At 36.6% G+C, this 15,209-nt stretch carries 10 protein-coding genes and 1 pseudogene; 3 read left to right on the top strand and 8 right to left on the bottom strand.

Going from position 1 to position 15,209, the window contains the following annotated elements; genetic code table 11:
* Positions 1 to 52: 52 nt before the first annotated feature.
* Positions 53 to 1,204: a hypothetical protein gene (locus ACT3CE_RS06035; RefSeq protein ID WP_444708860.1), complete on the bottom strand. Its 1,152-nt coding sequence runs from the start codon at positions 1,202 to 1,204 to the stop codon at positions 53 to 55.
* Positions 1,205 to 1,583: 379 nt separating this feature from the next.
* Between ACT3CE_RS06035 and ACT3CE_RS06030 the strand changes: the two genes are divergently transcribed.
* Both ACT3CE_RS06030 and ACT3CE_RS06025 read left to right on the top strand, forming a co-directional pair.
* The gene (locus ACT3CE_RS06030) at positions 1,584 to 2,246 is read left to right on the top strand and encodes a DUF2461 domain-containing protein (protein WP_444708859.1); all 663 of its coding nucleotides are present in this window, start codon (positions 1,584 to 1,586) and stop codon (positions 2,244 to 2,246) included.
* A gap of 178 nt (positions 2,247 to 2,424) precedes the next feature.
* Positions 2,425 to 3,024 carry an HD domain-containing protein gene (locus ACT3CE_RS06025; RefSeq protein WP_444708858.1) on the top strand — a complete coding sequence of 200 codons (600 nt, stop codon included), beginning with the start codon at positions 2,425 to 2,427 and terminating at the stop codon, positions 3,022 to 3,024.
* A 1,184-nt stretch (positions 3,025 to 4,208) separates the two neighbouring features.
* Here the strand turns inward: ACT3CE_RS06025 and ACT3CE_RS06020 are convergent.
* Positions 4,209 to 5,378: a hybrid sensor histidine kinase/response regulator gene (locus tag ACT3CE_RS06020; RefSeq protein ID WP_444708857.1), complete on the bottom strand. Its 1,170-nt coding sequence runs from the start codon at positions 5,376 to 5,378 to the stop codon at positions 4,209 to 4,211.
* A 1,963-nt stretch (positions 5,379 to 7,341) separates the two neighbouring features.
* Between ACT3CE_RS06020 and ACT3CE_RS06015 the strand changes: the two genes are divergently transcribed.
* Positions 7,342 to 7,479, top strand: a complete 138-nt coding sequence (locus ACT3CE_RS06015; RefSeq protein WP_444708856.1) for a hypothetical protein — start codon at positions 7,342 to 7,344, stop codon at positions 7,477 to 7,479.
* A gap of 1,454 nt (positions 7,480 to 8,933) precedes the next feature.
* Here ACT3CE_RS06015 and ACT3CE_RS06010 read toward each other — a convergent pair.
* From ACT3CE_RS06010 to ACT3CE_RS05985, 6 genes and pseudogenes are all read right to left on the bottom strand, one after another.
* The gene (locus ACT3CE_RS06010) at positions 8,934 to 10,082 is read right to left on the bottom strand and encodes a mannose-1-phosphate guanylyltransferase (protein WP_444708855.1); all 1,149 of its coding nucleotides are present in this window, start codon (positions 10,080 to 10,082) and stop codon (positions 8,934 to 8,936) included.
* 525 nt (positions 10,083 to 10,607) lie between these two features.
* Entirely contained in the window at positions 10,608 to 11,345 is a 738-nt protein-coding gene (locus ACT3CE_RS06005) for a DUF6261 family protein (protein WP_444708854.1), read from the bottom strand.
* Positions 11,346 to 12,255: 910 nt separating this feature from the next.
* Positions 12,256 to 12,438: a hypothetical protein gene (locus tag ACT3CE_RS06000; RefSeq protein WP_444709172.1), complete on the bottom strand. Its 183-nt coding sequence runs from the start codon at positions 12,436 to 12,438 to the stop codon at positions 12,256 to 12,258.
* A 33-nt stretch (positions 12,439 to 12,471) separates the two neighbouring features.
* Positions 12,472 to 13,338 (bottom strand): annotated as a pseudogene (locus ACT3CE_RS05995) (mannose-1-phosphate guanylyltransferase); the annotation flags it as partial.
* A gap of 367 nt (positions 13,339 to 13,705) precedes the next feature.
* Entirely contained in the window at positions 13,706 to 14,185 is a 480-nt protein-coding gene (locus tag ACT3CE_RS05990) for a WbuC family cupin fold metalloprotein (protein WP_444708853.1), read from the bottom strand.
* 54 nt (positions 14,186 to 14,239) lie between these two features.
* Positions 14,240 to 15,208, bottom strand: a complete 969-nt coding sequence (locus ACT3CE_RS05985) for an MraY family glycosyltransferase (RefSeq protein WP_444708852.1) — start codon at positions 15,206 to 15,208, stop codon at positions 14,240 to 14,242.
* Position 15,209 lies beyond the last annotated feature (1 nt).

Here is a 15,209-nt window from a genome sequence, read left to right as displayed (position 1 = left end):
GATTCAAGATAGAGACAAACAAATCGTCCCTTCTCTAATTCTGAATATCAATTTACTTGCTTCTTGTATGAATACTATTCATTAATGTGGTCATAAATGGCCGATAGTATTTCCAAAAAAACATTTTTCTATCCTTTACCTGATTCGCACTATAAAAAGCTCCATTTATATTCTCAACTCCATCGAAATAGGAAGAATAAATTCCCATTTGATTATCGGAAAAATCACAAGCAAAATAGGTAAAGTCATAATCTTTATTATGATGAAATATTGCAGGAAACTCCAAAGGCACATTAAGCGAATCCATTAATTGTTTTCCTTTTTCATTCACATTAATCTCGAAATTTGCCAATATTTTATTTCTCGAATCACTTGTATTAATATCGAACCAAAACGGATAATAAATCTCCCCGGGCACATTATACTCTTCCTGAGTATTTTGCGTACTTTTTAAAATCGGAAACCGATCATTCAAATGAGTTTCATTCTCCAGAATGATAATATGCTCTTTGTTATCGACTAGTACAATTCCTCCCCTCTTAAAATCATATTCCTTATTGTAGTTTTTTCGGTACAATTCGGGTACCCACTTAGGAATTTCAGCATCTATAAGCGTATCCAGAGTGGTAAAATGTCGACCTACCCAACCACTCCATTTTAAACCAAACAATTCTTCTGTTTGTTTTCGAACAAAAGCAGAAGTTGGCGAAGCAAATAAGTTAAACTCCACAATAATGGCTTTCTTTCTTCTCTTTAATTCCCTCATTAATTCGAGCTCTTCCGATTTCATTCCCCCATAAACAAAAGAAATAGTATCCTTTCCATAATCAGGATGATCTTTCCAATTGGAATTGTAAATTCCATAAGTATCTGCAAAAAATACAAGATCTAAAGTATCTGCCATTTCGGCAATATCTTTTGGAGCTGAATTTTTTAAATCTTTTATGGTATAATCGCCATTCTTTTTCGGATAAAAGCCTAAAAAATCTGTGGCATAATCATACTCTTCACCATTACGTTTTACCCATTTATTCTGATTTATCATCCAAAAAAAAGAGAGATGTTCAGAGAATCTCTCATCGGGTGTTGTTTTATCAATCACCAAAACATTTATGGGAATTTCCTTTTTCAATTTCCAGCTTACCCATGATACCACAGGAATCAGAAAAAACAAAAATATACATAACTTTAACAACTTCCACATCCGATTTTTTGTTTTAAATTACTTATTATTCACTTATAACAGGCTTATACTTGTAAATAAAATTTATTTTTTTGATAAATAATTTTAATTTCTCCATATAAAGCTCGTTTTCTTATTTAACTGAAACAGGGCAATTTCAGTCAATTTATTGTTTTCTGCCAAAAGGCATCCTGACAAATAATATATTCATTTAATAATTTCCGAAAAATCAACTATAATTCTGTTTTTTCTATCTATTATCGGACAATTTCAACTTCGAATAAAACAATAAATCTTCGCCTAAAAAATAGAGAATAAATAAAACCATTATACCATCTATAAAGCTTAAAATACGAATAAAATTAATAATTTAGCTTGTCACATTTTTTAAATACACAATATGCTTAATTCATCTGTTTACGAATTCCTTTTGGAATTGAGAGAGAACAACAATAGAGAATGGTTTCAGGCCAATAAAAAGAAGTATGATAGAGCAAAAAAAGATTTTCAGCTTTTTATTGATCTAAGCATCGAACAAATTAAACAAATCGATACTGATATTAATGGTGTTCAGGCAAAAGATTGTATTTTCAGAATTTTTAGAGATGTACGATTTTCTGGTGACAAACGCCCCTACAAAACCAATTTTGGAGCTTTTATTGCAAAGCAGGGACGAAAAAGTAAATTTGGCGGATATTATATTCACATTGAACCGGAACAAAGCTTTTTAGGTGGAGGATGCTATATGCCCGAAAGCAAAGTATTGAAAGCCATAAGAACAGAAATATATCATAACAGCAAAGAGTTTAAAAGTATTATTAACAAGCCCGAATTTAAAATGCATTTCGATGAATTGTATGGCGAAAAACTAAAAACCGCTCCACGGGGATTCCCCAAAGACTTTGAAGAGATAAGCTTACTCAACTACAAAAATTACGCGGTGATAAAACCCATTAATGATGATCTTCTTACGTCCGATCAATTTCCTTTCGAAATTGAAAATACATTTAAAGCACTTCGACCTCTCAATCAATTTTTAAACGAAATTGTAAACGATCTGTAATCATATCGCCGGAAGCGCAAGTAATATTTTTTTATAGTACGGATAACATTTTTAATAAGATACCGTTTTTAATATATTCTGTTAAAGGATAAGCATTAACATTCGATAACATCTTTTAAATAAATTCTTTTGTTGATGATCGCAAACATTACTTACTTAGCCAAAGTAAAAGCATAAGATGTACAGCAATAATAAATACATAAATCAGGTAGAAAATTTTGTAAGTAATTTACTTTGTGAATTACCCGAACACTTATATTATCATAACCTTAAACATACACAGGAAGTTGTTGAGGCAAGTAAACTACTGGCTCGTAATAGTAAGTTAAACGAAATAGAAAGCGAGATTGTAATTATTGCTGCCTGGTTTCACGACTCGGGTCACTCGGCAACTTACTTTGGACATGAAAAAGCGGGAGTGGATATCGCAAAAAAATTCCTTAAGAACATAAAATATCCCTCTGACAGAAGTAAGAAAGTTTTCGATTGCATTTTAGCTACCAACTACCCACCTAATCCTAAAAATGAAATTCAAAAAGTACTTTGTGATGCTGATATGTTTCATTTGGGATCGGAAGACTATGAACTTCGATGCATGAACCTGAAGAAAGAAATTGAATCGGTAACCGATCAGGAAATTCCCAATAGTCACTGGTACGACCAAAATGTGGATTTCCTAAAGCATCATTGCTATTTTACCAGCTACGGAAAAAAGATTCTTGAATTTTTAAAAGAACAAAACCTTAAAAAATATTTTAAAAATTGCTGCAAAAACTAACATAAAATCATAATGACTTTACTTATGTACTTTTCAGGATAGTGTCTAGTAAACATTATCTTTTCCTTGCTTTTTGGCTTTCTATTCCGTCGCAAGAGCCATCTGCTTTTACTCAAACAAATCTGTGCGACGATCTTACATGTATCCTTCAATCCCGGGCTACAGATATTTTGCCCCTCTGGGGCAGTGTACCGGTTAACAGCCAACAACGCTACTTTTTACTTTATCCTTCTTCCTTTGTCCTTTATCCTTTGGTTTTGGAGCTTCTCCCTTTGAAACTTGGTTTTTGATTTTTGGTTTTTTGGGCTTGGATTTTGTTGTTTGCTTTTTGGCTTTCTATTCCGTCGCAAGAGCCATCTGCTTTTACTCAAGCAAATCTGTGCGACGATTTTACACGTATCCTTCAATCCCAGGGTGTCATTCGTTTCACTCATTCTACCCCGGGCTACTGATATTTTACCCCGCTGGGGTAGTGTACCGGTTAACAGCCAACAACCAATGATTAGCAGCTACTTTTTACTTTATCCTTCTTCCTTTGTCCTTTATCCTTTGGTTTTGGAGCTTCTCCCTTTGAAACTTGGTTTTTGATTTTTGGTTTTTTGGGCTTGGATTTTGTTGTTTGCTTTTTGGCTTTCTATTCCGTCGCAAGAGCCATCTGCTTTCACTCAAACAAATCTGTGCGACGATCTTACATGTATCCTTCGATCCCAGGGTGTCATTCGTTTCACTCATTCTACCCCGGGCTACTGATATTTTGCCACTCTGGGGCAGGAATCTACAATCAACGGTCAGCAATTAGCAGTGACTTATTCCTTTATCCTTTTTACTTTATCCTTTGTCCTTACTACTTGGTTTTTGGAGCTTGGATTTTGGATTTTGGCTTTCTATTTCGTCGCAAGAGCCATCTGCTTTTACTCAAACAAATCTGTGCGACGATTTTACATGTATCCTTCAATCCCGGGGTGTCATTCGTTTCACTTATTCCAACCTAGGCTACAGACATTTTACCCCTCTGGGGTAGGAATCTACAATCAACGGTCAGCAATTAGCAGCGACTTATTCCTTTATCCTTTTTACTTTAACCTTTATAATTTAACCTTCTTCCTTCAGATACCCAAAATAAAAAAAGGTGCAATAAATGCACCTTAACTATATTTTATCTGGAACCAAAATTTATTCAAGTTCTAATACTGAGGCAATAAAAAAGAAACCTGCACTCCGCCTTCGCTTCGGTTCTCAACCTCCACTTTTGCTTTGTGTAAATCCATTACCAACTTCACAACGACCAATCCTGGAGTAAAACGTTTAAAATTCTGCGTATCCTGCTCTTTCTTAAGTTCAAAAAAGCGGAAAGTATAATTCACCTCTCCCTCAGCAAAATGAATTCCCGAATCCTGAACAAAGATCTTTACATTCTGACCCTGTAATTCGGCTCCCACAAGAATTTCAGATTTAGAAGGCGCATTACCAATGGCATTTTCAAGAATTTTCTCCATACAAATTACCAGTAAACGCTCATCCCCACGTATGATGAAATTTTTAGGAATACTAATTTTTAGCTTGATTTTACGTTCGGAAATAAGGGGGCGCAACTTATCAACACTCTCTTTAACAATATCATGAGCAGGAATTCCCTGTATTTTCATTTCATAACGATCGAAACGCAAAGCCGACAAAAGCAAAGCAATATCTGAAACTCCAATTAGCTTCTCACATGCCTGCTTAATAAATTTCACATACCTCAGATGGGTCTTATTCTTAATGGAATATTCCAGCATATCTGCAAAGCCAACAATTCCATTTAGCGGCTCACGCAGTTCTGTTGACATAAGCGACAGAAAATCATTTTTCGAATCCTCTAAGGTTAACAGTTGATGATTGGCCTCTTCCAAACTTTTATTCGAATCGGCCAACTCCATTGTTCTCTCAGCAACACGCTCCTCCAACTGAAGGTTCATAAACTTGAGAGCTTCATTCTTTTGTTTAAGATCGAGATGGGTATTGACCCGCGCAATTAATTCCTGGGTATTGAATGGTTTGGTTACATAATCCTGAGCTCCTGTTTCAAAGCCCTTGATAATGGCCTCTTCATCAATTTTTGCAGTCAGAAAAATCACCGGAATATCCTTGGTTTTATCTTTAGATTTCAGATACTTACACACCTCATATCCATCCATTTCAGGCATCATGATATCTAAAAGAATAAGATCAAAACTATGTTCTACACAAAGCATGATCGCATCTTTTCCACTTAATGCATAATGTGTTTCATACGAAGCAGCAGAAAGTATAGCTTGTAAAACTTTAATATTATCAGGAACATCATCAACGATGAGGATACGGTTCTTTTTCATTGCCGCTAAAATTATTATAGAGGTTTAAATTTGTAACAATTCAGATGATTGGGATAACAAAATCATTCCAAATCATAATGAAGGCTTAAATATAACATATAAATTCTAAGTTTTAGAAAAAAGAGGAAATTATTTCCCTGAAAGAAAAACGGTTCTCTTTAAATGAGTAGTGAGCAACAACAAGCGATCTGTGTCGTTGATGTCTTCCTTTTTCCTTAATCCTTGGTTTTTGGTTTTTGGCTTTCTATTTCGTCGCAAGAGCCATCTGCTTTTACTCAAGCAAATCTGTGCGACGATCTTACACGTATCCTTCAATCCCGGGGTGTCATTTGTTTCACTCATTCTACCCTGGGCTACTGATATTTTACCCCTATGGGGTAGGAATCTGTAATCAACAGCCTGCAATCAACAATTAGCAACTACTTTTTACTTTATCCTTCTTCCTTACTACTTGGTTTTTGATTTTTGATTTTTTGGGCTTGGATTTTGGTTTTTGTTTTTTGGCTTTCCATTTCGTCGCAAGAACTATCTGCCCTTACTTGACTATTTCTGTGCGACGATTTTACACGCATCCTTCGATCCCGGGGTGTCATTCGTTTCACTCATTCTACCCCGGGCTACTAATATTTTACCCCTCTGGGGTAGGAATCTGCAATCAACAATTAGCAAAGACTTTTTCCTTATTCCTTTTTACTTTGTCCTTTATCCTTGGGTCTTGGAGCTTCTTCCTTTGAAACTTGGTTTTTGATTTTTGGTTTTTTGGGCTTGGATTTTGGTTTTTGTTTTTTGGCTTTCTATTTCGTCGCAAGAGCCATCTGCTTTTACTCAAGCAAATCTGTGCGACGATTTTACACGTACCCTTCCATCCCGGGGTGTCATTCGTTTCACTCATTCTACCCTGGGCTACTGATATTTTACCCCTCTGGGGTAGGAATCTGCAATCAACAGCCTGCAATCAACAATTAGCAACTACTTTTTCCTTATTCCTTTTTACTTTGTCCTTTATCCTTGGGTCTTGGAGCTTCTTCCTTTGAAACTTGGTTTTTGATTTTTGGTTTTTTGGGCTTGGATTTTGGTTTTTGTTTTTTGGCTTTCCATTTCGTCGCAAGAGCCATCTGCTTTTACTCAAACAAATCTGTGCGACGATTTTACACGTACCCTTCCATCCCGGGGTGTCATTCGTTTCACTCATTCTACCCCGGGCTACTGATATTTTGCCCCTCTGGGGCAAGGATCTACAATCAGCAATTAACAGCTACTTTTTACTTTATCCTTTTTACTTTAACCTTCTTCCTTACTACTTGGTTTTTGGAGCTTGGTTTTTGGCTTTCTATTTCGTCGCAAGAGCCATCTGCTTTTACTCAAGCAAATCTGTGCGACGATTTTACATGTATCCTTCAATCCCAGGGTGTCATTCGTTTCACTCATTCTACCCTGGGCTACTGATATTTTGCCCCGCTGGGGTAGGGAATCCACAATCAACAGCCTGCAATCAACAATTAGCAACTACTTTTTCCTTACTCCTTTTTACTTTGTCCTTTAACCTTTGTCCTTTATCCTTGGATTTTGGAGCTTGATCCTTTACCCTTCTTCCTTACTATTTGGTTTTTTGGTTTTGGAGTTTGATCCTTGATCCTTCTTCCTTTAACCTTTGTCCTTTATCCTTGGGTCTTGGAGCTTCTTCCTTTAACCTTCTTCCTTTGAAACTTGGTTTTTGGAGCTTGGAGTTTGATCCTTCATCCTTTATCCTTCATCCTTTTCCCTTTTAACTTGAAGCTCTCCATTCGCAAAGGTTTGCAAAAAACTGATTAGTAGATTTATTCCATGAATACATCATTTTAACAGACAAACAGAACTTATTAAAGGCTTAAGAATACAAGTTGACAGCTTTAACACATTAGTATGTAATTTTTTTTGTTTACTTTTACAAAAAATTAATACACTACTACAAAAATTAGTATCAATGGAAAACTTACCTAAAGAGATAGCGGATGTTATCAAAGGCGGTGCAGAAGACAGTCAATTGATTAAAATAGCCAAAGAGCTACTGGAAAAGGGTGATCAGGAAAATGCCGCCATTGTATTGGACTTTTGTATTTAATGCCCAAAACTACAATAGTAAAGCCTCAAAGATAATCTTTGAGGCTTTATTTTTTTAAATACCTCATTACCTAAACACTTATGAATCTAAGGAATCAGATCAGTAATATTAGCTACGAAACCATTCTGAAAAGCCGGCTTCATTGAATAAGAATTCCCACTAATTTCAATCCCAAAGTGTCATTCGTTACACTCATTCTACCTCGGGCTACTGATATTTTACCCCTCTGGGGTAGTGTACCAACCAACAACCAATGATTAGCAGCTACTTTTTACTTTAACCTTTGTCCTTTACCCTTGGGTCTTGGAGCTTCTTCCTTAAAACTTGCTTTTTAGATTTTTAATTTTTAGAGCTTGGATTTTACTTTTTAATCCTTGATCCTTTTCTCCCTGTCCTCTAGCCGGACGGGCTCTTACATTTTTCGGATGAAAAAGTAAGCAAAAAATCTTCCGCGCATTAAAAATACAAGCAGAATTTTTGCAATAACTAAGCGCGGCCGCGCGATCTTCGAACAAGTTCTCTGCTTCCCGGTCTTGCTAAGTTATCGCTGCAATTCTACTTCCATTTTTCATCATGCGGATCCTGAGTCGCCAGAAATTATTATATTTCTCATTATTAATTAAAAGTGCTACGATCTTATATGTATCCTTCAATCCCGGGCTACAGATATTTTACCCCTCTGGGGTAGTGTACGGTTAACAACCAATGATTAGCAGCTACTTTATCCTTCTTCCTTTAACCTTTATACTTTACCCTTTGTTCTTTGAAACTTGGTTTTTGATTTTTGGTTTTTTGGGCTTGAATTTTGGTTCTTGCTTTTTGGTTTTCTATTTCGTCGCAAGGACTATCTGCCCTTACTTGACTATTTCTGTGCGACGATCTTACATGTATCCTTCAATCCCGGGGTATCATTCGTTTAACTCATTCTTCCCCGAGCTACTGATATTTTACCCCTCTGGGGTAGGAATCTGCAATCGACGGTCTGCAATTAACAATTAGCAACTACTTATTCCTTTAACCTTGGGTCTTGGAGCTTCTTCCTTTAACCTTCTTCCTTTTCTCCCCGTCCTCTAGCCGGAGGGGCTTTCTCTTTTTCTTGATAAAAAGAGAAGAAAAATCAAGACTGCGCCAATCGGTGACCCATCACGCTTTAAAGGCTAAACAGAATAATATTCGCTCGTACCTCACTCATGAATTCTGTTCTTAACGCCTTCTTCAGCTATGGGATCCCCACCTGCCTTGGCGATGTCGAAAAAAAGCCGCCAGAAATTTTTCAGTGTCATTCGTTTAACTCATTCTACCACGGGCTACAGATATTTTGCCCCTCTGGGGTAGGAATCTGCAATCAACGGTCTGCAATCAACAATTAGCAACTACTTTTTACTTTATCCTTCTTCCTTTAACCTTTGTCCTTTATCCTTGGGTCTTGGAGCTTCTTCCTTTCTACTTGGTTTTTACTTTATCACCGCAGCACGAAATTCTTTAATGCGCTGTTCTTCTTCCTTCTTGCAGATCAGCAAAACCTCATTGTCCTCTACAACAATGTAATTCTGAAGCCCCTGAATTACTACTTTTTTATCTTTGGGCATGTTTACAATGCAATTCTCTGCTTCGAATAGTTGCACTTTTTCACCTACCACAGTATTACCGGCTTCATTTTTCTCCCGTTTTTCCCAAAGTGATCCCCAGGTTCCTAAATCGGACCAGCCAAAATCTGCTGGTTGCACAAAAATGTTATCTGCCTTTTCCATGATACCATAATCGATGGAGATACTCGGACAAAAAGGAAACATGCTATCGATAAATTCCTGTTCCTTATCGGTATTCAAATACTGCTTTCCCTTGGTGAAGATTTCCTTTAAATCAGGTAGGTGCCTGTCGAATGCCCTGCTAATACTACTTAAAGACCACAAGAAAATACCGGCATTCCAGAAATAGTTGCCATCCTCTACATACTCCTTAGCGGTTTGCAAATCAGGTTTCTCCTTAAAGGCCTTCACCTGCAAAGGCTTCTCCTCTGCTTTAGCCTGCGGCGGATGATTGGTCATGGTCTCGTAAGAATTGCCCTCCGAGCCAATATGAACACTCTCATTCTTAATTTTTAATTCTTCCTGATTAATTGTCTGAATGTACCCATATCCCGTTTCTGCTTTATGGGGCGCTATGCCCAGGGTTAGCAAGACATCTTCTTTTTCGGTAAAAGCCAATCCGTTTTCGATTACCCGGATAAACTCTTCTTCCTTTGTAATCAGATGATCGGATGGAGCCACCACCATATTGGCCTCTTTGCACAAGCCCTTTATCTTGGCACAAGCATAAGCAATGCAGGGCGCAGTATTTCGCATGCAGGGCTCCAGCAAAATATTCGATTCCAACAATTCGGGACACTGCTCTGCTACCAATTGTTTGTATTTGGCAGAGGTGACAATCAGAATGTTTTCGGCAGGAGCAATCGTTCTAAAACGAGCAACCGTTTGCTGTAAAAGTGTTTTTCCAATGCCCAGAACATCCAGAAACTGCTTGGGCTTCTCCTCGGTGCTCATGGGCCAGAAACGGGATCCTATCCCTCCGGCCATGATTACTATATAGTTGTTTTTGTTCATATAATCACAAATTTAACGCTAGTTACAGCGCATTTCACTACTATTTAAATGGACCAAAGGTCCAGGAGTCAAAAAGTCGAATACTATTATGTGTAAGAACTTTATTAAATTGCTCATTACACCTGATCGACTAGCAGATATTTTTCTTCTTTTCTCCGCTTTTCCTACGCAAATATAGTTCAAATCTTCTTACAAATAAAGCATATTGCTCACTTCAACAGAAGAAGCTTTCGCCATATCCAAAAACCGTTTAAATTCAGAAACCAATTTTCTTTCCAATCCTCCGGAAATGACATTCATACCGGCATTCTTTAGCAATTTGCAGATGCAAATCCGGGCCAAAAAAAATCCTCCTTTTGTAACAAGGAGGATACTCTGTTAAAAAATGATAGTATTTTCAATTAAAAATTTCGAGGAATCATAAATACTAACAAAATGATGCTACATTTGCTAGTAAGCTGAGGCCCATAATTCCCATTTTAAACTTTTGCCGGTTAACTGGAGAATTTCAGGAGCCTCAGCTTTTTATTCTGCCTCTGTTTCTTCTACTGCCGAATTCTCATTTTTGGTTTTCCGGGTACGTGCAGCAGCCAAATACCTTTGCGTACAATCATTGCTGAAAGTAGCAATCTGAGTATAGATCTCATTCGGACTGATTCGATTCAAAACCTCAACGGCTTCGAACAATTCTTCACAAGCTGTTTGTAAATCCTGGTAAACCGTGCTCATATCGTACACGGTTTCATTGCTACTGAGATTGCTTTTCTCCTCCAGCATCTCATCATAAGCCGTATTATCGGTCACCATATCCGCGTACCAATCGTTTGCAGACAAGCTGGTAAGTAAGGCTTGGTTTTCTTCCGAACTCAATTCCTTGATTAAACTGGCCATTTTTGCCGATTGCACTTTTTTTCCTCCTCGTTGCAAAGACCAACCATGACCTTTGATAATGAGAATGATTTTTTCGGCAGCAGCAACCAGACTCTCGTCCTTGCGATACGTAAAAGCACTCATCAAATTACGGAAAGCAAGAAAAGAATCATCACGACGTTGATCTTTCTCATTCAACCATTCGGTGTACTCACTTGCACGCTTGCGATTCGAAGCCGCCAAAGCTGCCTCTAATTTAACACTTAATTTCTCTGCTGAATCTTTAATGGGCAATGCCTCTAAATCCAACGAAGCAAGAAATACTTTAATTTCCTTACAGTATCCCAATAATTCATTGGTACGAAGTAAACTATAAACCATATTTGTAAACATATTTCTCTATTTTTTAATGATTAATAATGATACCATTTTGTAACAGAAAAATAAATGTAGAATTTTTAAGATGAAAATTCTAATAATTAGATATGTTTTTTATGAAAATAAAAAAGCAAGTCGAAAAAAGCCCTTACGTACTGATTATCAATTCTGCTTTTTTTTTGTTCGTAAAACAAGAAGTCATAAAATATTTAGTTATGACAAGAGTAAAAAACATCGATCAGGCCCACAAAATAGAGAAAGCCATTTTCAATTTCTTATTTTTACACTACGTATTACAGACTCCAAACAATTTGGAGGTGGTATCACACACTGTATAGTGCTCTTCAAATTATTTTTAGACAACATAACAGACTGTTTTAGCCTCTCCAAATAATTTGGAAACACGATAACAAACTGTATTGGTCTCTCCAAAAAGTTTAGAGATCGTAACACACACTGTATTTACCTCTCCAAAAAATTTGGAGACAGCAGAACACCCTGTTTTAGTCCCTCCAAAAAGTTTGGGAAGAGTGTTTCAGTATGTTCAATTATAAAAAAGCCTTATAAAATAAGGGATACAGAAGATTTTAGTTGCTGGCAGGCATTTTTGGGCCAGGACTTTTTGCTTGCAATCCTAATGGTTCACAAAAAAATCGAAATGCCCAGGTATCAAAATGGAAACTGTTGTCTGTTTTTACTTATGGACCTGACGAGAAAGTACCACGCGGCTGACTCATGAAAGAAGAACTCTTGCCGATCCATAACATTTGGTTTAAGCTACCCATTTAATGAAAAAAGAAAGCCTGAAAGTCATGTAAAGACGTTCAGGCTTTTCTTTATTAGTAATTTAAATGCTTAAACCACCAATCGACTGCTGAGGAATTGCCGCGGCTTCGTTCCTCAAGCTCGCAATGACAAGCGTGAATTAATTGAGAACCGCAGCTCTAAACTCCTTAATGCGCTGCTCTTCTTCTTTTTTACAGATCAACAAGACATCATTGTCTTCCACAACAATATAGTCCTGTAAGCCTTGAATCACAACTTTCTTGTCTTTGGGCATGTTAACGATGCAGTTGTCTGCTTCGAACAAGTGAACCTTCTCGCCCACCACAGTATTGCCTTGATCGCAACGTTCGCGTTTTTCCCAAAGCGATCCCCAGGTACCTAAATCGGACCAACCGAAATCTGCAGGCTGAACAAAAATATTATCTGCTTTTTCCATTACGGCATAGTCAATGGAGATGTTGGTACATGCTGGAAACATTTCATCAATAAAGGCTTGTTCTTTTTCGGTATTGTAAACACTCTCTCCTTTTTGAAAAATTGCTGCTACCTCCGGCACATAACTTTCAAAAGCAGAAAGAATAGATTGCAATGACCACAAAAAGATACCTGAATTCCAGAAGTAATTACCTGCTGCCAAATATTCTTTGGCAGTTTCCAAATTCGGTTTTTCTTTGAAGGCTGCAACTTTAGCAATAGATGCTGAAACAAGTTCAGCATGACGACCACTATTTATGTCATCCTGAACTTGATCCAGGATCTCAGGCGAAGCCTGCACATAGCCGTATCCTGTCTCAGGCCTATGTGCTTGAATTCCCAATGTTAGCAATGCCTCATTGTTTGCTGTGAATTCCAATCCATTTTCGATAATGCTAATGAATTCAGATTCATTGGTAATCAAATGATCAGATGGAGCAACTACAATGTTCGCCTCAGCATTTAAGCCTTTTATTTTGTAGGCTGCATAAGCAATACAGGGTGCTGTATTTCGCATGCAAGGCTCCAACAGAATATTGCTCTCTAACAGTTCAGGACATTGTTATGATACCAATTGCTTGTACTTGGCAGAGGTGACAATCAGAATGTTTTCGGCAGGAGCTACAGTTTTAAATCTATCTACTGTTTGCTGCAAAAGACTCTTGCCAATTCCTAAAACATCCAGAAACTGCTTGGGCTTCTCTTCTGTACTCATGGGCCAGAAACGGGATCCTATCCCTCCGGCCATGATTACTATATAGTTGTTTTTGTTCATATAATTACGAATTTGACGCCTATTTAAAACACATTGCACGAATGGCTAAACAGTTGAAATATCTAAAAATTTTAAAGATAGAAAAGTCTTAAATGTTAAATCCACAAAATATTAATTATTTGTATAGATTATTTGACTGTTAGACTCCCGATGTTGTTGAAATAGACACTTCAGAAATGGAATCCAAATCTCTATATCCAAAGCCTTTACTATTTTTCATGATTAAATAAACAGTAGCCCCAGAAATTTTAAGCATCCTACCAAATTAAATTTCCTATGCTCTTATATTTCTTCGGCCTCGCAAGAACAAAAGGTTCCTACGAAATGGTACGCCGAAGTTTTATTTTTTCGACAAACTAAGTATACGCTTCCTCAAATTGGCAAGGTACGATTCACAAATATCTTTTTTTGATGACTCTGGTGCCCAGGATGCAAACTCAACACCAACATTAGGAACATAGGGACCTTCCTTAATTTCATATATAACTGACCCTGATTCTTCAACTAAAATGGTATGCCAAATTCCTGCTGGAATTTCAACTCCATATTCACCATTAATTGGATTTAACTCTCTTACCTCAATAATTTCACCACTATCATTAAAAAATAAAGTTTTTACTTTCCCCCTTAATAATAAGAAAATCTCCACTTTTTCAGGATGTCTGTGTGGTGGTAAATAAGTATCAGGCTCTATTGCATTCAACATTCTTTGCAATACCTCTGCTCCATTAGCATGAAAATTGTAGTTCATGCGCTTGCGTGAATTCTCAATTGCCTTTTTGCTAACTTGATCTAATAAATCTGAATTAATGTATTTCACCTAACTAACTTCTTAATAAAACCACTTCTTATATTATTTTTTTATAGCTACTATTTATGCCAATTGATGCAAATGAAAATATTTTCGCTTGATGAGAACATAGCTCACAGCTAAAATAAGCAATAAACTAATAACAAATAAGCCAACAGTCATCACAGAGTAATCTGATTTCAATAGATAAAGAGCAAATCCATTCATACCCAATTGAATGATGGCATAAATAGTAGACACTATTAAATGAGGAACTTTTGCCTCATTTGCTAAAATCTGGTACAAATGTTTTCTATGTGCCCGAAAAATATTTTCCTTCAAAATTAGGCGATGTATGATGGTCAGAATAGAATCTACACCATAAACACCCAATAATAGAACCGGAACAAGAGATGGTTCTGTTAATAACAATTTCCCAATCATGAAAAGAAGAATAAATGCTATGCCAATTGATCCAACATCTCCAGCGAAACATTTGGCTTTTTTTCTGAAATTGTAAAAATTAAAAACCAAAAGACTCAATCCAGTACAATAAATCAAATCGTCCTTGATAAAATTCAGATAGTAATTGTTGATCAACCACAATCCAACCAAAACTGCTAAGCTATATGCGCCTGTTATCCCATTGATTCCATCCATGAAGTTATAAGCATTTGTTATGCCAATGAATAAGATAAAAGCAAGAACAATCCAATACCATGGAAACTCAAACAATTCCAATTGATAAAATAACATCCCCATGGATAACAAGTGAAATGAAAGACGTAACTTATTAGACAAAGTCAAAATATCATCCAGAAAACTAATTAATGTAATTAAGCTTAATCCCAAAAAAAACCAAGGATATTGAAAACCAGAATAAACGAAAAATGATAAAACACCAAAATAAAAAATAATGCCTCCCCCACGAAGTGTTATGGAAGTGTGAGAGCTTCTTTGATTGGGTTTGTCAATAATATTGAAACAATCAGCTATTTTAAAATAACCTTGAATAATCAATATTAGAATAATTAACGTAACAATATATACCATT

This window comes from Marinifilum sp. RC60d5, assembly GCF_052400665.1.
Lineage (GTDB): Bacteria > Bacteroidota > Bacteroidia > Bacteroidales > Marinifilaceae > JBQTGK01.
The sequence above is the reverse complement of the archived record's forward strand: the minus strand, read 5'-3'. Positions and strand labels throughout refer to the sequence as shown.